Source organism: Vreelandella zhanjiangensis DSM 21076 (assembly GCF_000377665.1).
GTDB lineage: Bacteria > Pseudomonadota > Gammaproteobacteria > Pseudomonadales > Halomonadaceae > Vreelandella > Vreelandella zhanjiangensis.
In genome coordinates, this window is sequence record NZ_KB898652.1 from 173305 (window position 1) to 191275 (window position 17971).

Below are 17971 nucleotides of genomic sequence, written 5' to 3' on the forward strand. Positions count from 1 at the left end.
CGGCCCACCCGGATGTTCATCCAAAGCGGGAAAAAGGGGGCATAGGCCCCCTCTTCAACACGATGCGGCTCAATTGCCCGCCGCATCTACTGCCACCTTACTCGGCAGCAGCGTCGGTGTCGGCAGAAGCAGCCTCTTCGGTCACTTCAACGAACTCATCCGGACGACCCTCTTTCGCACGACCACACGCGTCAGCAATGGCTTTCACGTAGATCTGAATAGCGCGGATGGAGTCATCGTTACCCGGGATAACGTAATCAACGCCATCAGGGTTAGAGTTGGTATCAACCACGCCAATAACCGGGATACCCAGCTTGTTGGCTTCGTTGATCGCGATGCGCTCGTGGTCAACGTCGATGACGAACAGTGCGTCCGGCAGGCCGCCCATGTTCTTGATACCACCGATAGAACGCTCGAGCTTCTCTTGCTCGCGAGTTGCCATCAGGACTTCTTTCTTGGTCAGCTTGTCGAACGTGCCGTCTTCGCGCATGGTTTCAAGTTCGCGCAGACGCTTGATGGACTGACGAATGGTCTTGAAGTTAGTCAGCATGCCGCCCAACCAGCGATGGTTGACGAACGGCTGATTAACGCGATTCGCTTCTTCTTTGATGATCTTGCTAGCGCTGCGCTTGGTGCCAACAAACAAAATTTTGTTGTTGGATGCCGACATCTTCTCGACCACATCAACGGCTTCGTTCAGTGCCGGCAGAGTGTGCTCAAGGTTGATGATGTGAATCTTGTTGCGCGCGCCGAAGATGAACTTGCCCATCTTCGGATTCCAGTATTTGGTCTGGTGACCGAAGTGAGCACCTGCTTTCAGCAGGTCACGCATATTAACGTGAGACATGGTAAAACTCCTGAAACTCGGGTTAGGCCTCCACGCACCCCATGGATCCGACCATTGACCACGTTAAAACGTTGCCAGCGGCACCCGGGACCATGTGTCGGTGCATGTGTGTTTTCAAGGCTTGCTATATTAGCCGCACATCCAAAATGAACGCGCAACGGGTCGTTCGACTGACCATGATCGCCTACTAGCGATAAAGAAGCTAGGAATGACGATTGCAGGAAAGCGCGCGGCTTTATACCATAGATCATTGCCAAGATGAAGTCACAGCTCGTGTTACGATCTTTATTTGTTACTTAAGACTGTTACTTAGTACGCTTACTTAATATTGTCGCTTAACGCTGTTTCCTGGCTACTTTTCTTAATCCCGTTGTTTCTTAATACTGTATTCTTAACTACCGCCTGAACCCATATCGAGAATTCATGAACGTTCCCATCAAGACACCTTCAGAAATCGAGAAAATGCGCGAAGCCGGGCGCCAAGCCGTCAGCGTGTTTGAAATGATCACGCCTCACATACAGGCGGGCGTCAGCACCGGCGAGATCGACCGACTGTGTCATGAATATATTGTCAATGAACTGGGCTCCACGCCTGCCCCGCTCAACTATCACGGTTATACCCACGCCACCTGTATTTCCTTGAATCACGTGGTTTGCCACGGCTTCCCAGATTTCAATAAAAAGCTCAAGAATGGCGACATCATGAATCTGGATGTCACGGTCAAGACGCCGGATGGTTATCACGGCGACTCCAGCATGATGTTTATCATCGGCGAAACCATTCAGGGCGAGCGCCTGTGCCGGATCACCCAGGAGTGCCTGTATAAAAGCATTGCCCTGGTAAAACCCGGCGTGCGCCTTTCAGAGCTTGCCCAAGCGATTCAAAAGCACGCCGAAGGGCACGGCTACTCTGTGGTTCGCGACTTCTGTGGTCACGGTATTGGCGCGGGTTTCCATGAAGAGCCTCAGGTGCTGCACTACGATGGCTACGCGCCTGAAGCTGACATCACTCTGGAAGCTGGCATGTGCTTTACCATCGAACCCATGATTAACGTTGGCGGCTACAAAACCAAAGTGCTGCGCGATGGTTGGACAGCCGTCACTAAAGACAAGAGCCTGTCGGCTCAATGGGAACACACTTTGCTGGTTACCGAGACAGGGGTTGAAGTTCTGACCGCGCGTAGCGATGAAGACTTTAGCTTTTTAGATCGCTAATGCTCCTTCACCACTACCGGTTCGAACCGGACACGTCGCTGTATGACCTTGAGGCTTTTCGCACGGAGCTTTCCGGCTCACGCTCGCCTATTGCGCCGTTTAAAACGGCGCTCCGCGAACTGCAGGCCCGGCTGGACGACCGGTTTCGTTCAGGGGCTGATATACGCGATCTGGTGCGCGGACGAGCCTGGTACCTGGACCAACTGCTGGCCATCGCCTGGGGCTTGCACGCCTGGCCAGATGACGGCGTAGCGCTGGTCGCCGTAGGGGGTTACGGCCGAGGCGAGCTTCACCCTCACTCGGATATCGACCTGCTCCTGCTGCTTGAGCAGGATGACGATAGCCCCTACCGCGAACCCCTAAGCGCTTTTATCACCTTTTTATGGGATATCGGCTTGGAGATTGGCCACAGCGTACGCTCGTTAAATGACTGCGAACGTGAAGCCAAGGCGGATGTCACCGTCATTACCAACCTGCTCGAATCACGTCTGATCGCCGGGCCTGAGTCGTTGCGGGCAGCAATGCACGAGCGCTTAAGCACCGAGCAACTCTGGCCTGCCGATCGTTTCTTTGAAGCTAAGTGGCAAGAGCAGATTACCCGCCACTACCGCTATAACAACTCGGAGTACCATCTTGAGCCGAACCTGAAAAGCTCGCCCGGCGGGCTGCGTGATATTCAGATGATCGGCTGGATTGCCAAGCGCCACTTCGGCACAGAACAGTACGCCGATATTGTCGCTAACGGCTTCATGAACGATGCCGAGCTGCGTATTTTAAGCCAGGGCCAGGCGTTCTTATGGCAGGTACGCTATGCCCTGCATATGCTGACCGACCGCGCGGAAGATCGGCTGCTGTTTGACCATCAGCGCACGATTGCCGAGCTGTTTGGCTTTAAAGACACGCCCGAGCGTTTAGCCGTCGAGCAGTTCATGAAGCGCTATTATCGTCACGTGACAGCGCTTGCCGGTTTGAACGATATGCTGCTTCAGCATTTCGACGAAGTGATCTTGCGCGGCAAAGAGGCGCTGGAAACCATTCAGCTCAATGAGCGCTTTGAAACCAAGGGCGGCTATATTCAAGCACGCTCGCGCAGCCTGTTTCGCGAGCAGCCGGAGGCCATGCTGGAGCTGTTCCTGCTCATGGCTAGACACCCTGAAATTGAAGGCGTGCGCGCGGACACCATCCGCCTTATCCGCGACCACCGCCATCAGATTGATGACCACTACCGCGATGACCCGCTTCATCAGCGGCTGTTTATGGAAATCCTGCGCGCCCCTGGTAACGTGCCGCGCCAACTGCGACGCATGAACCGCTACGGCATCCTGGGTAAGTACCTGCCTGAATTCGGACGCGCGGTAGGTCTGATGCAGCACGACCTGTTTCATATCTACACGGTGGATGCCCATACCCTACGTCTACTGAAATTCCTGCACGGGTTTCGTAAACCCAGCGCCAAGGATGAGTTCCCCGTGGCCGCGGTCCTTATTAACCAGTTGCCCAGACTGGATATCTTATGGATAGCGGGTCTGTTTCACGATATCGGCAAGGGCCGGGGGGGCGATCATTCAGAGATTGGCGCCCGGGATGTTGAACACTTCTGCCAGCACCATCACCTTTCGGCACACGATACAAAGCTTGCCAGTTGGCTGGTCGAGCATCATTTGCTCATGTCGATGACCGCCCAGAAACGCGATATCAGCGACCCTGACGTTATTCGCGATTTTGCCCTGGTTGTCCGTAATGAAGCGCGTCTGGAGTACCTTTACGTACTGACGGTTGCCGATATTAACGCCACCAACCCGACGCTGTGGAACGGCTGGCGGGCATCACTTCTGCGCCAGCTTTATGCTGAAACCAAACGCGCCCTGCGGCGTGGGCTTAAAAATCCGCCGGATCGTGATGACTGGGTGCGGGAAACGCGCTCCGAAGCCCGCTCATTGCTCAAAACCATCGGAATTGGACGCGCGCAAATTGATACGCTTTGGGAATCACTGGGCGAGGATTATTTCTTGCAGTACGCCCCCAGCGAAATCGTCTGGCAGACCCAGGGGATTTTGGCTCACAACGCCTCCCCCTTACCGCTGGTATTAATCAGCGCGCCGACGATCGATATGGCGGAAGGTGGAACCAAAGTATTTATCCATACCCGCTCGGTCGACGACCTGTTTGCCGCCACCGCCGCTGCGATGGAGCAGTTGGGGCTTTCTATTCATGATGCGCGTATCGTCACCTCGCATAACAACTGGACGCTGAATACGTTTATTGTGCTGGATAGCCACGGCCAACCCATCCGCGACCCAGACAGCATTGAAGAAATGCGCCAGCATCTGGTCGAAGAGCTGGATGACCCGGACGACTATCCAGAGATCGTCACCCGCCATACGCCGCGCCAGCTAAAGCATTTTAAAGTGCCCACCGAAGTGTTGATCGAGCAGGACCCGGCCAATGAGCGCACGCTACTGGAACTCACGGCCCCTGACCGGCCGGGATTATTGGCCCGGGTTGGGCGTATTTTCATGGAGCAGGACATCGCGCTATCGACGGCTAAAATTGCCACCTTGGGCGAGCGCGTCGAGGACGTCTTCTTTATCACCACCAAATCGGGCGAGCCGCTAACCGACCCCTTGCGTCAGCAGCAGCTGCGCGAGCGGTTGATTGAGGTCTTGGGAGTTTGATCATGGCGCCCCCCCGCGCGTGATGTGGCTACTGCTGCTCTGGGCGCTGGCATGCGCCTACCAGGACCTACGCCAACGACATATTGATAACCGCCTGCTTTATCCCTTTTTGCTATTAGCGGTTATCTGGCTGCTGGTGACATCCCAAAGCTTGGTAGGCGCCTCCCTTGCCAGCGCTCTGGCGGGCGCCGGTATAGCGATAGCCCTAACGATACCGGGGCATATCAAGGGCATTCTCGGCGGGGGGGATGTCAAACTGATGGTCGCTATTGGTCTCAGTACAGGCGGCATGATCACCCTAATAGTGATTGCGATTGCTGCGCTACTGCTGGTGCTCTGGACGATTACCGTGGCGCTTCTTCCTAGCAGAGGCGTAGCCATGGTTCAGCGCTACGCCCCAGGGTTAGGCAATCAAAAGGGACATTTTGCCTACGCGCCGTTTATCTTTTTGGCGCTTGGCACGCTTTACTTGCTAGCGCTGCTGCTGAACAGGTAAAGACCCGCCTAAAGCGTTACATAGCACTCTTACTCTTCGCCAAACCCACCGGCCTCATCGCGCTCAAAGAAATCGGGAATGGGGTGAGTAAAGCTATCCAGCCACCGCTGGCTGGCCAACTCCTGCTCTTGTGCCGAGAGCCGTTGAGGATTTGTGGATGCCTGGCTGCCTTCTCGCTGGATCTGCAGCCATGAATCCGCCACGGTGTCACCTTTTGCCAGCATACGCGGCTGCGCTGCCGCACTGTTCACGCTATCCCGTTCACTGTGCTGTGCGCACCCAGCCAAAGCGCCCGTCATTAAAGCGCCTAGCGCTATCTGGCAAATCCAGCGATATCCAGCCATCGGGTTACTCCCTTTCAGTTATCGCCTATAAACGGCTTGTTATAAGCCTTGGCCATCTTCCAACTGCAGCTGGCGAGCACGCGCTTCCGCCCGCTGATACTGCTGAGAAGTCGCCCGACCTTCACGCAGCAATGCGCTGGATTCCTGCCACTTGCCTTGATACATCAGCAGGGTTAACAGATTTTCCAGGGGCAGCGCATTATCTTGGCTTAATTCAAGCGCGGTCATAAATTCAAACTGCGCCTTATCAAGCTCTCTACGCTGAAGATAAACAAACCCCAGGTCGTTACGAATGGTAAAGCTTGAAGGATAAAGATTGGCCGCTGTCTGCATCTGGGTCAGCGCCTGTGCATAATCGCCTTTAATCGCAGCAATTTGGCCAAGCCCATGATACGCCTCTGCCGATACGCAGCTATTAAGCAGTGACTCATAAAGCGGTGTGGCCTGCGGATCGTTCAGTTTGCGCAAGATCATCGCTTTGCGTAAGCGCACTTCGGGAAGCGTTTCCGGCAATTGCTCCAGGTGGGCCAATGCGGCATGTAAACGCCCTTGGTCGGCCATATCGCTGGCTAGCTGAATCGCTAACTGCTGCTCTTGCTCGAGAGGGCCACACTGATTGGCTTGGCGAGAAGCGTTATTCCCTGTGGACGCGCACCCGGCTAGCACAAGGCTTGCGCCTAACAACATAATTTTGGCGTACTTCATTATTGGTTCATTCCTGACAATGCACCGAAAATGGCAATAAAACCTGGCCCCGCCAAAATAATCAGCAGCGCAGGAAACAGAAAGGCTACCATGGCCCCCGACATTTTGGCTGACAGTTTGGAGACTTTTTCCTGCAGGTTGGTCGTTCGTCGATCATCGAAAAGTTCTTTCAGCGAGATGAGCGATGCTACTGCTCCGCCCCCTTGGCGAATCAGCTGCTCAAGAATTACCACGCAGTCGGTCACCTGATCAATCTCCAAGCGCTCGGCCATGTTGGTCAGCTCACTGGCAAGATCCAACCCCACATCCACACGTGTCAGCACACGCTTAAACTCAATCGAAAGCTCCGGCAGAATATGCTGGCCTTCCTGAGTGAGTGCACGCAGCGACTGCTCGACCGACATGCCGACTTCGAACAACATGCGCAGCAGGGGCAGCATCGTGGAGACTTCGTCGGCTATTTTTGCGCGCCGCTTGGCCACCGCACGTCGTAGCCAGCGCTTGGGCAATAAAAATCCTACGCCCAAGAATACCAGGGCGGTTAGATAGGATGGCCCGCCATCTCGTAGAAGAGAACTTCCCACCAGAGCGACGACCGCAGCCGCCAAGGGAACGCAAATTTGTATGGCGTAATAGCGCGCGCGCTGCTCGATAGTGCGCCAACCCAGCTGCTCTAAAAGCTTGGGAAGCTCTGCGTCTATTTTGCCGTCTAGCTGTTCAAATCCCTCAAGCAGAGAGCGGCGGTTACTGGCCGCCAGCCCAACACCACCCAGAGACGCAATACGCTGAGTTACGATTGCGGCATTACGCTGGCGGTTCAAAAGTATCCAGACAATAAGGACAGCAGCGGCCAGAAGCAGTACGGCGCTTAAGATCAATAGCCACATATCAAATACTCTTCAGCATGCGCCACAGGACAAAGCATCCCGTAAACTGCAGCGCTAACGATAAGAGCAGCATGATTTTTCCTGCCGATGACTCCCACATGTTGAGTAAAAAATCGGGGTTACTGATAAGAATATAAGCCCCTAACCCTAGCGGCAGCCCCGCCAGTACAAACGCACTGATACGGGTTTCACCGGTCATCGCGCTTAGCTGTCGGCTGGCGCGCTCGCGGTCACGAATCATCAGCATCAGGTTTTTCAGCATATCCGCTGAGTTACCGCCATAGCGCTGATTGATTCGCACCCCGAGGGCCAGAATATGAAACTCCTCGCGCTTATAGAGCATAGCGAATTCATTGATCGCCTCAGCCATGGGCACGCCCAGCTCGACATCGCGACGCACCGGCGTCATGGCCAAGTGCAAGGGATCGGCACTGCGTTTCATCGCCAGCAGCATGGCATCGCCCATCGTACGGCCCGATTTAATACTGCGAACCATATGATCAAGAAAGCCGGGCATCTGCTCAATCATCCGATCCAGACGCTTTTGGGCACGCCATTGCCCCACCAGATAAACCAGCAATGCAATACCGCCTAATGCCACTAACGGCATAAACCAGCTTATTTGCAACAGCATTAACGACAAGAGTAAAGCCAACCCGGTTAATAGCACCGTCAGCCATGTGGGCAGTTGGATGCCCGCCTGCATCAGCCATAGCGACAAGCCACTTTTCTTTCGCTGCCGCGGATTGATCAGTACGCTGTCCTGATTAAGCTTTTCATTAATGCGCTCATCAACCGCGCGTCGCTTGCTGGCCAACGCCATTAACAACGCGGCCAACAGAAACGCAACGCTCATCCCTAGCAATATGTACGATATAACGCTCATGGGGGAGCTTCCTGAGCTGTCTCCAGCGCTCCCACTAGCTTTTCATTGAGCACCTGATGGCTTTCCTGGATAAACGTTTTATGCAGGCGATCATAGCGAAACAGTACGTTGGTCGTGTATTCACCCTGGCTCATTTCACCTATTTCAATAATCTCGCTGATACAACGAAGCCCTGTGGGCAGACGCACCAGTTGAATGATTACTTCAAGCGCTGACGAGATTGACTGACGCATGGTTTTCTCAGGTACCGGAACGCCCGATAACCCCACCAGGGTTTCCATCCTCAGCAGCGAGTCTGCTGCGCTATTGGCGTGAATAGACGTCATGGATCCTTCATGCCCTGTATTCATGGCAGAAAGCACATCCAGCACCTCAACGCCGCGGGTTTCACCCAAAATAATGCGGTCGGGGCGCATCCTCAGCGCGTTACGCACCAGGCTTCTTGCGGCCACTTCACCATGCCCATCGGCATTCGGGGGGCGGGTTTCCAAGCGCACCACATGGCCGTGCTTAAGCTGTAGCTCGGCAGTGTCCTCAATGGTGACCAGTCGCTCACGGTGGTCAATCATGCTGCTTAAAAGATTCAGCATGGTGGTTTTGCCGGTACCCGTACCACCACTAATAACAATATTGCAGCGCCGCTGTACCGCATGTTGCAGAAACGAAAGAATCGCCGCATCAAGCGAGCCGGAGGCGATAAGTTCCTGGCTTTGCAGCATATCCTTGCGAAATTTACGTACCGACAGGCAGGCGCCATCCAGGGCAATAGGCGGGATAACCGCGTTGATACGACTACCATCCGGCAGGCGGGCATCCACCATGGGCGAAGATTCATCCAGACGCCGCCCTAACGGGGCAATAATGCGCTGGATAACGCGCTGTAAATGGTGGTCATCGATAAAGTGCAGATCGCTTAACGACAGCACGCCGCGCCGCTCAATAAAAATTCGCGCACTGCCGTTGACCAATATTTCGGTAATGGTTGGGTCGCTTAACAGCACTTCCAGCGGCCCGAACCCAGTTAATTCATCGATCATTTCTTCGGTTAAACGATCTATCTCATAACCGGAAATCGCCAGCTGCTGCTGCCGGGTAAACGCTTGAATATGGGAAGCAATAAAGCGCTTAAGCTCAGGGCGACTCCCCTCGATTAAATTCGAAGTTTCATCACCCAGCTGATCTATCAAGTAGCGGTGTAAACGCTCCTTGAGATGGCTGAGCTGCATTAGGCCACCACGCTCCATACATCCCCCTTAACGGAATAGACGTTTTAAAACCCCGACACGCTTTTCAATCGCAGGCTTAGGAAATATTTCGTTGGTGAGCTGCTGTAAGCCACGCGTTAACTCATCTTTAGGCGCCAGCTCATAAAGCGGAACGCCTTGATTAAGGCTGTTAAGACGCTGCTGCGGCTGACCAGGTAGGGTGGCGATCAGCGGCACGCTAAACATATCGGAGAGCACCGATGACTCAGGTGCGAGCCGTGCCGTATAGCGATCCACTAGCAGCCCTACGTTATTTAAGGCCACGCCTTCCGAGCGCCACCGCTGCAGGCAGTGCAGGTTACGCCGACTGCTGGGCACGCTTTGATGCAGGTACCAAAGGAGCTGATCGGCCGTGCCGATCATCGCACGCACAAAACCACTATCGGGCTGACCACAGGCATTGATAATCACCCAGGAAAAGTGCTGACGCAGTACGCCGAGTAACAGAATAGTTTCTGCATAGCTATACGCTTCGGGATAGCGGTCATCCTGCAAAAGCGGCAGCACATATAAGCCACTTTCATGCTTGCTGAACGCGTTTTCAATCACGGCGGAATCAAGCCGTTGAGCAGACCGCATGGCGTCTTCCAACCCAAACGTACACTTTAAACTTAGTATGGCTTCGACTTCGCCTTGCCCCGGGGCGATATCAATCAACAACACCTGGGATTGCGTTTGAGCCAGCTGGAGCGCGACATGACTTGCAATCAGCGTAGTGTCTTGTATGACATCCGTGCCATAAAACGCGACTAACCGTGCCCGCTGGCTATTGACGATGGCGCTGGCTAGGGGCTGTTTACGCCCCAAACGACGAATAAGGCTTTGTACTTCGCTGCCACGTTGACCAACGGTCAAAAAATCCTTGGCGCCTGAACGCATGGCGCCCAGCACAAGCTCGCTATCCGTTCCATCGCCAATCGCCACTACCGCTACATAAGGACGCGACTCATGCAAGCCTTCAATTAGCGAGAACGCTTCGTTGAAACCTCGGCTATCCACACAAATAAAAATGATGTTGACCAGCATCTGATCGATTAAACCGAGAATGGCTTCCAATTTGCTGCCCACAGGGACAAGACGCCCCTGATCCGATAGGGTCGATTCAAGCCAGCTAATATCAGTATCAGAACAACCGGTGACCAGAAACGTTTGCATCACACCTCTCCTTGCGCCTTAACGTGACAGCCCGGCCGCCCGGTCAAAAGATCCATCCTCAAACAACAATAGCTCATGCACGCTGGGGTCGTAGTTGCGTAGCTCCTCGCCGGGAAGCGAGGGCAACACGGCGTCAGCTGCAATAGGTTGAACCAAGTGAGGCGTCACGATCATCAGCAGCTCGCGCTCTTCAATGCGGGTTTGGCTATTACGGAAAAACGCGCCAATAATCGGCAGGCTGCCCAGCCCCGGCAGCTGATTGACCTGGGCGCTGCGGCTATTACTGATTAAACCGCTGATAATAAAGCTCTCGCCACTTGCCAGTGAAACGCTGGTATCTGAACGGCGCACGGACAACGCAGGCACTGTTGTGCCCTCGATGGTAATACCGTTAACAAAATCAAGTTCACTCACTTCAGGCGCCACTTTAAGCGTAATCCGTCGCTCATCAATCACCGTGGGGGTAAGCGTTAAACGCACCCCAAACTCTTTATATTCAATCGATACGCTATCGCTTCCTGAACTGGGCACAGGAATGGGAAACTCCCCCCCGGCCAGAAAGCTCGCGCTTTGCCCGCTCAGTGCCACCAGGCTGGGCCGCGCTAAGGTATAGGCGAAACCGCTGGTTTCCAGCGCACTTATTGCGGCCATTACCCGACTACTCCCGCCGCCTACCACCAAGTTAAAACCACTGCTTGAAAGCGGCACATTTGCGCCCGGCGTAAGGCTACCAATGTTGCCCACCCCCACTGAGCCAGGCCCCACGCCAGGGGAAGCAAATAGATTGTTGTTAGAGCTGCCGAACAGCGACACACCGATATCCTGCAGACGCGTACGGTTTACCTCAACAAAACGAATATCGGTCTGTACCTGAGCCGGCACGTTGGAAGTGTGGGAGGAAAAGCTATTAAGCGAACGGCTGGCCTGGCCCATGACCATGAGCATGATTTCGGTTGGCTGCTCGGCGCAGCGAGTCCACACCGTAATATTGGTTGCTCCCTGATCAGCCGTTGATATCAAAAAGGCGCGGCTAGAGGTTAATTGCACGTCGGCAACCCCTGGATTGCCTACCGCCAGACGTTCGATATCCACAGGCAATTGCACTTCACGGTGAATACCAGGGGCTAGCTCCAAAGCCGGGGGTAGGCGTCCAAGCTCTTCACACATCGACTGAGCGCTTGCCTCAGGGGCCAGTACACTACTCGCTACTATCACGCTGCCACCCAGCATAATACCGGTTAGCATTCGAGTTAATCGCATCATTCCCTGGCGCCTCTACTAATTGTAAATTGCGTAATAAAAGTAAATATTAGGGTGCTTCCAAACTAATCACCGCGCCGCGGATTACCGGCACTGAACCTGCAGGTGGTCCCGACTGCTGCATTGAGGGCTGTTCAGGATAGAAGGTTTGGGTTTGGGTTTGGGTTTGGGGTTGGGCCTGCCTGCGCGAACTACTTTCTACCAAGCCAGACTGAGGACGCGGGGCCTGGCTTAGCGCAAACTTCTCAAACTGAAAGAGCTGCTGATTCAGCTCGTCGGTAATGGATCCCGCATTGCCATAGTAATTTTCAAGGCGGTGCTCTTCGGCGGCACGTACGGCCAGGCGTAACCTCCCGGCTTCTGCCGCCAAAGCAAAACGCGTTAGCAACACTTCAGGCACGGCCAACACGGCGGTAGCGGCATTGGTTTGGTTAGGCGTGTTCGATGTGTCTTCTGGTGCTGCAGGCGGATTGACAGGACTACCACTTATATCCAGGCCTAACTGACTGCCGATACTGAGCACACGAAGCGCCGGTACGGCCACTTGCACGGTGCGATCCGTATTAATTTCATCTTCGGGCAAGAACAGCAGTACATCGACATAATCTCCAGGCGCAAGGTGCCCCCCTGCGCCCATTAGCTGGTCGAACTGAATAGCCAGCGCCCTTTCATCAGGTCGAATCATGCGCGCAATAGGCCCGCCTGCGGTAAAACTGTTCTCGGTTAGTACACTACCGGCAGGCAACTCACGCCACACCCTACGGCCTATCAATATGCTAGGGTCGCTAAAACTACCAGGCGGCATAAGGCGTAGCTGCTCAATTTGCAGGTCTTCTTGGCGTATAAAGTGATAGGCAGGTAGGTTCTGGGCAACGACTACGACAGGCTGGCGCAGCGCGATATCGTCAACATCAACGCCTTCAACGTCATTGGCAGGCTCAACTTGTTCTTCAGGCACCAGAGCATCGTCAGTCGGTGTTGACGTATCGATATCCACAGGTTCGGGCTCGACAGCCACTGGCTCAGAATTTCTCATGCCAATTGAAATTCCCAAATAGCCAATCACTAGCGCCACCACCACTAATACGCCTGCTAAAATCATCATCATTCGACTGTTCAAGACCACGTCCCCTTATTGTGGTGTTCAAGCATGCTACAGACGATGCGCACTACTGCGTCTTTTCTAATACCCTGCCCTTCCCAGCGCCATATCTAACTATTTAACTTAAAAGCAATAACTTAACAACACTTAATCTGAAAAATCTAATACTCACTACAACGTTGAATTGGTTACTTCCACTAGAGACTTTATCTTAACCTCGCCATACTAAGACAATAAATCCGACTAGAAACTTTCTATTACAAAACAACACAAACCTAAGATTACTTACTTTTCATATGCTTACAAATCTAGCCATTATTCATTAATAAAATTCACTAAATTAAGCTAGCTGGATTGGTTTTTATAGTTCTATGATCATTATAGCAAGATGCTCAACACCGACATGGCTAAAGCATTATATCCATACCTTACTTTCAATACCGGGGGCTATCCATATGAAAATCTTTACTTTTTTATACAGCTACATGGCAACCCTTCATCATGATGCCAAAGGTGCTTCTGCTATTGAGTACGCTATTATTGCTGGCTTAATTGCTGTTGCACTTATTGCCGGAGTTGCAGTTCTGGCCGGTGGACTTGATGAGTTTTTTGCTTTTATAGCAAACACATTACCTAGCGGTCCTGAATGAATCTAACTATTAATTTAAATTCAAAATAGTTATTACTTAAAGCTCAATAAAATCTACACCTGTCTTAAATTGAGACGAGCCAGCTAGCCTTCAGATAGCTGGCTAATTATTAAGAAACTACGGATATTGGCAATCCACATGTCACCTTTATCGCTGCAGAAAGGTGCCGCAAGCATAGAGTTTGCGCTTAGCTTCATAATTCTATTAATGCTGTTTTATGGCATTGCGGGCTTTAGCATGCCGCTATTAATGAGTGCCAGCTATCAACAGCTTGCTTCGGATACGCTTAGAGAGGGACTGGCGTGGCAACACTACCGGCATACGTCAGACACGGAAGTTCAGACGTATGTCGCTTCCCTAATTGAGGAGGCTTGGATGCCCTCGCAATGGGCACAGCCTTGTGAGGGCAACAGCCAGTTTCTGAACATTGAGCAGGCAAGCGGCATATGGCAGGTGTGCTTACGTCATCCTTCCCCAAGCAGCATACTGCCGCCCATCCGGCTATTGGGCTGGGAGTTCCCACCACTTCCCGATCAGATTGTGGGGTTCGCTATCCTGCATACCCGTGAGGTAGCGCCGTAACGTTGAATACCTTTTTCCGCTAATGCTTAGTTTTTAAAAGGTAGGCCAATATGCACCACTCACGTTACGGCTCGTTTGATTCTACTCGGCAACAGGGGGTGGTCAGCGTCCTTACCGCGTTTTTGCTGGTACTACTTATTACTGTATTAGCTTTGGTGATTGATACAGGCCGCCTTTATCTTGAACAGCGTAACCTGCAAAAAATTGCCGATATGGCAGCGCTGGATGCGATTGCCCGCCTGCCCAGAGGTTATTGTGCAGGCCGGTTAGGCTTAGCAGAACAGTTCGCTGCTGAATCCGCTTCGCTGCATGGGTTTACGCCCAACGCGCAAAAAACGTTAGTTACTAGATGCGCCAATATCACTAGCCAGGATGGCCTGCGTAATGTCGCACTTAACCCAGCCGGTTCAGGGCTCCGCGTAGATGTCTCGCATGAAGTGCCTGCTAGTTTGATCGCTCAAGGTGGATCGCTACTTAGCGATGCTTTTAGCGGCAATGTGATACTGCGTGCTGATGCCGCCGCTCAGCGCAATGAGCCTATAGCATCATTTTCTGTAAGTAACCGCCTATTAAGCCTTGATAACGAGAAATTACTTGGGTCACTGCTGAAAAATGTAGGCGCAAACGTAACCGGGCTTGAACTACTTGGCCCGAGGGGGACATTAAATACGTCCATTACACCCGCAGGGCTTTTAGAAGCCTTAGGAATTGAGGTTAGCGTCGATAACTTGGGCGTACTCACGCCAGCATCAATTGCTTCTGCTAGCGGTTTAAAGGTAAGTGAGATTATTAGCGCAAGCGCAGAACTTGTGGGTAATAGCACGCTTGCAGCCCAACTTAATGCCCTTTCAACTAATCTTGCTTCCTCTACCCTAGCCAACGTTGATTTGTTAGGTGATAACGGCCTACTTCGTTTAAATAGCGGTAGTCGTGAGGGTACACGTGCAGCATTACAGACTGAGTTGGATCTAGGCGAGCTGCTGGGTTTGGCAGTCATCGCGGGCTCAGGGGAAAAAGCACTTACCGTACCCGGGCTTAATTTACTCGGTCTCAGTCTTTCTACCGGTATTACTGAACCTGCGCAGCTGGCAATTGGTTCTGCAAGAACCACTAATCATCCAGGTGTGAAAGCCCATACAGGGCAAGCGAGACTTTATATCGATATTGATTCGGACAAGATAGCAGGAGTTAGTGCGCTTACACGCCTTATAAGCACTCGAATACATTTGCCATTGACGATTGATTTAGCTAGCGCAGTGGGCGAACTGGCTAAGATCAATTGCGATACGGAAATACCCACAGTAGATATTGATATCACTTCATCACTTCTGAACGCCTGCATTGGTGAAATTCCAGGTTCATCGCTTTGGACAAGTTCTGAGAGCTGCGCGGCTCTGACCCTTAATACTCCTTTTGTTACCTTGTTAGGAGCTACGTTGGTAGGCCCAAACAAAGTAGCTATCGATGGATTAAAAAGCGGGCCACATACCTTTACTCAGATGACCGTTGGTGAGGAGCGGTCCTATCAGCCAGCTAATTCTCTAGCTATTGGCAGTTTATTAAGCAATATAAATAGCAACTTACTTAATTTATTGAATAACGCAGCACCTTCGGACAATGCTCAGATAATCCGCCAAGTTGCCATTGACTATCTTGAAGGGACAAAAAATAGTAACGGCCGATATAACCCCGCAAGAGCGGCTACTTTTATACTTAATGGCGGAACGAGCTCAAGTGGGCAGATCTTCCCTAAACTAGCCAATACCAATTGGACTGTAGAGAACTATAAATGTAGCTTCAATCTTCTTGGCATATGCCTCTCAAGCACTGTAAGTGCTAATTTTTCTGTTGCTTTTGAAGATATGTCGAATACAGGTGGGCTTTTGGCAACGGGCCTATTGCCCTCGACCCGCAATGGATATCTGGCTTGTGGCGGTCTACTAAGTTCTTTAACGAATTTTCGTAGTTACAACGATTGTGTAAGAGATAACCTAAATTTAATTTTACAACGTAAACCAGGTGGATTGGATATAACTATCCCGGGCAGTGGTACCGATACAGGCAACCCGGCTAGCTGTAACGGGGTTATATGTAATCTCCTTAGAATCCCATTAAACAGCATTGGCAAAGTACTTAGCGACCTGATTAACGGTGGGCTTGGCCTTGAATTAGGGCGTACCGACGTCCGCGTCGAATCCATCAGCTGTGGAGTGCCCACCCTTGTTCAGTAAGCAGAGGCAGCGTGGGGCAGTGGCCATTGAGTTCGCTGCCATCTTTATGCTGTTCTTTACTCTGGTGTACGGCATCATCGCGTTTAGTATTCCTGTGGTTGTGCGCATGGGTTTTCAGCACTACTCCGCCGAAGCCGCTCGCGCCGCGGTGCGGGTCGACACCAGTGTTAACACCACTCAATTTGCCCAGCTGGTTAGCCAGCAGGTCACCAACCAAGTAACGGCCGGATGGCTGCCAGCAAAGTGGCGAGACAGCTGCCCTGCGCCCAGCGACGGCACCACATGGGCTGCGCTTCCTTCACACAACGGCCAGCCTTCCTACGGTTATTGGCAAACGGAGGCCAATGCGCGGCCCGGCCGAACACCCCGTTACCGGCTATATGTTTGTCTTCAAACCCATGACTCTATCGTGCCGCAAATTGTACTCGGCGATATTGAGCTTCCCCCCCTGCCTAAAGAAAATGGCAGGTCGGTGATTCGCGGCTATACAATGACGACTTTTTAACACGACAAGTGGCTCATTCGCCTTCGCCTAGGCTAAGAACATGATATGGTGGCAACCATTTGCGCACCTACGGGCATACTATTGAAAGCAACGGGTAACGACCGCTATGACCGCAACTCCTGCTGCACTGGCTGAACAACATCATTTCCCTCTCAAACGGCTGATCTTACGTTGTGCGGCGAAGCGTTTGCTGCGGACTCCATTCCCATGGCTGGCATTCGGCATGGGCATCGCAAGCGTTAGCGCATCGGCCGATGCATCGTCGATTGATGAAGCATTATCACAAATACAGCCGGGCCAGTGCTGGGCGGTCGGAGCCATCAATCCGCGCCCGAAAATCGATACCGTCGAGATCCAGATCAAAGACCAGCAGGCGACTATCGATGTAACGCCAGCGGAAATAGCCCAGGGGTTCAAGCGTGTTGAAACCCGCGAAGGTACGCTTACTTACCGAATAGAGCCGCCCACGTACCGTACCGTTGAAGAGCGCGTGATGACCCGCCCGCCGGTTGAGCGTTTTGAAGTCGTCCCCGCCGTGTTTGAAGAACAGCAGCGTACGGTGGTCGTGGAAGAAGGACGACGCTCGCTGGAATCCTGTAGCGCAGGCGGTAACTCAACCAGTATGAGTTTCTGCATGCAGGAACACCCGGCCCGTGAAGAGCGTGTCTCCATCCAGGTTATGGTACAACCGGAAACCACACGTGTGGTGGTTGAGCCCGCCGAGTACACCACGGTAACCCGACAGGTCATCGACAAACCGGCACGCGTCATTGAAGTATGGAACGAGGCCGATGAAGCGATGGTACCCACGGAAGATATCGTGTCACCCGCTCGCACGTCACAATCGATCATACCTGCGCAGGTGCGCATGCTGGAGCGCATTGATTACCAGGGCCCCCCTCAGCTGCAGATGCGCCAGGCAGTATGCGATCCGGATATCACGCCCATTCTAGTCGAGCAGATTCAAACGGCTCTGCGTCAATATGGCTTTAATCCAGGCTCTGTCGATGGTCGTATGGGACCCCGGACGCTGGAAGCGCTGAGCGCCTTTCAGAATCACCGCGGGTTAGTCCAGGCGGGCCTAACGCTTGAAAGCCTAAAGAATCTATCTATCCAGAACTCGTCTATCCAGAACCTATCTACTCAGGCGCCTTAAGGCGGTCTTA

General features: G+C 52.8%; 17 protein-coding genes. 8 read left to right on the forward strand and 9 right to left on the reverse strand.

The genetic code is table 11. From position 1 onward, the window contains the following. Positions 1-97: 97 nt before the first annotated feature. Positions 98-847, reverse strand: a complete 750-nt coding sequence (gene rpsB / locus D467_RS0114530) for a 30S ribosomal protein S2 (protein ID WP_018918260.1) — start codon at positions 845-847, stop codon at positions 98-100. A gap of 423 nt (positions 848-1270) precedes the next feature. On the opposite strand from rpsB, the gene map reads away from it, so the two are divergent. From map to D467_RS19590, 3 genes are read left to right on the forward strand one after another with little or no spacing between them, the layout of a single operon-like run. After that, entirely contained in the window at positions 1271-2062 is a 792-nt protein-coding gene (map, locus tag D467_RS0114535; protein ID WP_018918261.1) for a type I methionyl aminopeptidase, read from the forward strand. Then, positions 2062-4737: a [protein-PII] uridylyltransferase gene (locus tag D467_RS0114540; RefSeq protein WP_018918262.1), complete on the forward strand. Its 2676-nt coding sequence runs from the start codon at positions 2062-2064 to the stop codon at positions 4735-4737. Before map ends, D467_RS0114540 begins: the two co-directional genes overlap by 1 nt. 22 nt (positions 4738-4759) lie before the next feature. Then, complete coding sequence (locus D467_RS19590; RefSeq protein ID WP_018918263.1) at positions 4760-5233, forward strand: prepilin peptidase; 474 nt, start codon at positions 4760-4762, stop codon at positions 5231-5233. Positions 5234-5262: 29 nt separating this feature from the next. Here the strand turns inward: D467_RS19590 and D467_RS0114550 are convergent, their stop codons facing one another. Genes D467_RS0114550 through cpaB form a run of 8 tightly spaced genes read right to left on the reverse strand, consistent with a single transcriptional unit; the run spans position 5263 to position 12855 of the window. After that, a complete protein-coding gene (locus D467_RS0114550; protein WP_018918264.1) occupies positions 5263-5577 on the reverse strand; it encodes a DUF3613 domain-containing protein in 315 nt (104 codons plus the stop codon). 39 nt (positions 5578-5616) lie between these two features. After that, complete coding sequence (locus D467_RS0114555; protein ID WP_018918265.1) at positions 5617-6282, reverse strand: tetratricopeptide repeat protein; 666 nt, start codon at positions 6280-6282, stop codon at positions 5617-5619. Continuing rightward, positions 6282-7169 (reverse strand): type II secretion system F family protein, encoded by an 888-nt coding sequence (locus D467_RS0114560; protein WP_018918266.1) that lies wholly within the window; start codon positions 7167-7169, stop codon positions 6282-6284. Before D467_RS0114560 ends, D467_RS0114555 begins: the two co-directional genes overlap by 1 nt. 1 nt (position 7170) lies before the next feature. After that, on the reverse strand, positions 7171-8055 hold the full coding sequence (locus D467_RS0114565; RefSeq protein ID WP_018918267.1) for a type II secretion system F family protein: 885 nt from the start codon (positions 8053-8055) through the stop codon (positions 7171-7173). Beyond that, positions 8052-9299 carry a TadA family conjugal transfer-associated ATPase gene (locus D467_RS0114570; protein WP_018918268.1) on the reverse strand — a complete coding sequence of 416 codons (1248 nt, stop codon included), beginning with the start codon at positions 9297-9299 and terminating at the stop codon, positions 8052-8054. The genes D467_RS0114565 and D467_RS0114570 overlap by 4 nt, the downstream gene beginning before the upstream one ends. A gap of 9 nt (positions 9300-9308) precedes the next feature. After that, positions 9309-10475 (reverse strand): CpaE/TadZ family protein, encoded by a 1167-nt coding sequence (locus D467_RS0114575; protein ID WP_018918269.1) that lies wholly within the window; start codon positions 10473-10475, stop codon positions 9309-9311. Positions 10476-10493: 18 nt separating this feature from the next. Further along, positions 10494-11738: a type II and III secretion system protein family protein gene (locus D467_RS0114580; protein WP_040460537.1), complete on the reverse strand. Its 1245-nt coding sequence runs from the start codon at positions 11736-11738 to the stop codon at positions 10494-10496. A gap of 46 nt (positions 11739-11784) precedes the next feature. After that, complete coding sequence (gene cpaB, locus D467_RS19300; protein WP_155826504.1) at positions 11785-12855, reverse strand: Flp pilus assembly protein CpaB; 1071 nt, start codon at positions 12853-12855, stop codon at positions 11785-11787. Between the two features lie 437 nt (positions 12856-13292). Here cpaB and D467_RS20150 point away from each other — a divergent pair, with 437 nt between their 5' ends. The 5 genes from D467_RS20150 to D467_RS0114610 all read left to right on the forward strand — a co-directional run bounded on the left by D467_RS20150 (position 13293) and on the right by D467_RS0114610 (position 17961). Next, positions 13293-13487, forward strand: coding sequence for a Flp family type IVb pilin (locus tag D467_RS20150; RefSeq protein ID WP_018918272.1), 195 nt, complete (start codon positions 13293-13295; stop codon positions 13485-13487). A gap of 138 nt (positions 13488-13625) precedes the next feature. After that, on the forward strand, positions 13626-14069 hold the full coding sequence (locus D467_RS0114595; RefSeq protein ID WP_018918273.1) for a TadE/TadG family type IV pilus assembly protein: 444 nt from the start codon (positions 13626-13628) through the stop codon (positions 14067-14069). A 50-nt stretch (positions 14070-14119) separates the two neighbouring features. Further along, a complete protein-coding gene (locus D467_RS0114600; protein WP_018918274.1) occupies positions 14120-16300 on the forward strand; it encodes a pilus assembly protein TadG-related protein in 2181 nt (726 codons plus the stop codon). Then, on the forward strand, positions 16290-16805 hold the full coding sequence (locus D467_RS0114605; protein ID WP_018918275.1) for a TadE/TadG family type IV pilus assembly protein: 516 nt from the start codon (positions 16290-16292) through the stop codon (positions 16803-16805). Before D467_RS0114600 ends, D467_RS0114605 begins: the two co-directional genes overlap by 11 nt. A 106-nt stretch (positions 16806-16911) precedes the next feature. After that, entirely contained in the window at positions 16912-17961 is a 1050-nt protein-coding gene (locus D467_RS0114610; protein ID WP_081621244.1) for a peptidoglycan-binding domain-containing protein, read from the forward strand. The last annotated feature ends 10 nt before the right edge of the window (positions 17962-17971 follow it).

Excerpts from the sequence above, each read along its gene's own strand:
- D467_RS0114565 (WP_018918267.1), bottom strand. The coding sequence starts at position 8,055 with ATGAGCGTTATATCGTACATATTGCTAGGGATGAGCGTTGCGTTTCTG.
- rpsB (WP_018918260.1), bottom strand. The coding sequence starts at position 847 with ATGTCTCACGTTAATATGCGTGACCTGCTGAAAGCAGGTGCTCACTTC.
- D467_RS0114555 (WP_018918265.1), bottom strand. The coding sequence starts at position 6,282 with ATGAAGTACGCCAAAATTATGTTGTTAGGCGCAAGCCTTGTGCTAGCC.
- D467_RS0114595 (WP_018918273.1), top strand. The coding sequence starts at position 13,626 with ATGTCACCTTTATCGCTGCAGAAAGGTGCCGCAAGCATAGAGTTTGCG.
- D467_RS0114580 (WP_040460537.1), bottom strand. The coding sequence starts at position 11,738 with ATGATGCGATTAACTCGAATGCTAACCGGTATTATGCTGGGTGGCAGC.
- map (WP_018918261.1), top strand. The coding sequence starts at position 1,271 with ATGAACGTTCCCATCAAGACACCTTCAGAAATCGAGAAAATGCGCGAA.
- D467_RS0114540 (WP_018918262.1), top strand. The coding sequence starts at position 2,062 with ATGCTCCTTCACCACTACCGGTTCGAACCGGACACGTCGCTGTATGAC.
- D467_RS0114610 (WP_081621244.1), top strand. The coding sequence starts at position 16,912 with ATGACCGCAACTCCTGCTGCACTGGCTGAACAACATCATTTCCCTCTC.
- D467_RS0114560 (WP_018918266.1), bottom strand. The coding sequence starts at position 7,169 with ATGTGGCTATTGATCTTAAGCGCCGTACTGCTTCTGGCCGCTGCTGTC.
- D467_RS0114600 (WP_018918274.1), top strand. The coding sequence starts at position 14,120 with ATGCACCACTCACGTTACGGCTCGTTTGATTCTACTCGGCAACAGGGG.
- D467_RS0114550 (WP_018918264.1), bottom strand. The coding sequence starts at position 5,577 with ATGGCTGGATATCGCTGGATTTGCCAGATAGCGCTAGGCGCTTTAATG.
- D467_RS0114575 (WP_018918269.1), bottom strand. The coding sequence starts at position 10,475 with ATGCAAACGTTTCTGGTCACCGGTTGTTCTGATACTGATATTAGCTGG.
- D467_RS20150 (WP_018918272.1), top strand. The coding sequence starts at position 13,293 with ATGAAAATCTTTACTTTTTTATACAGCTACATGGCAACCCTTCATCAT.
- D467_RS0114570 (WP_018918268.1), bottom strand. The coding sequence starts at position 9,299 with ATGGAGCGTGGTGGCCTAATGCAGCTCAGCCATCTCAAGGAGCGTTTA.
- D467_RS19590 (WP_018918263.1), top strand. The coding sequence starts at position 4,760 with ATGTGGCTACTGCTGCTCTGGGCGCTGGCATGCGCCTACCAGGACCTA.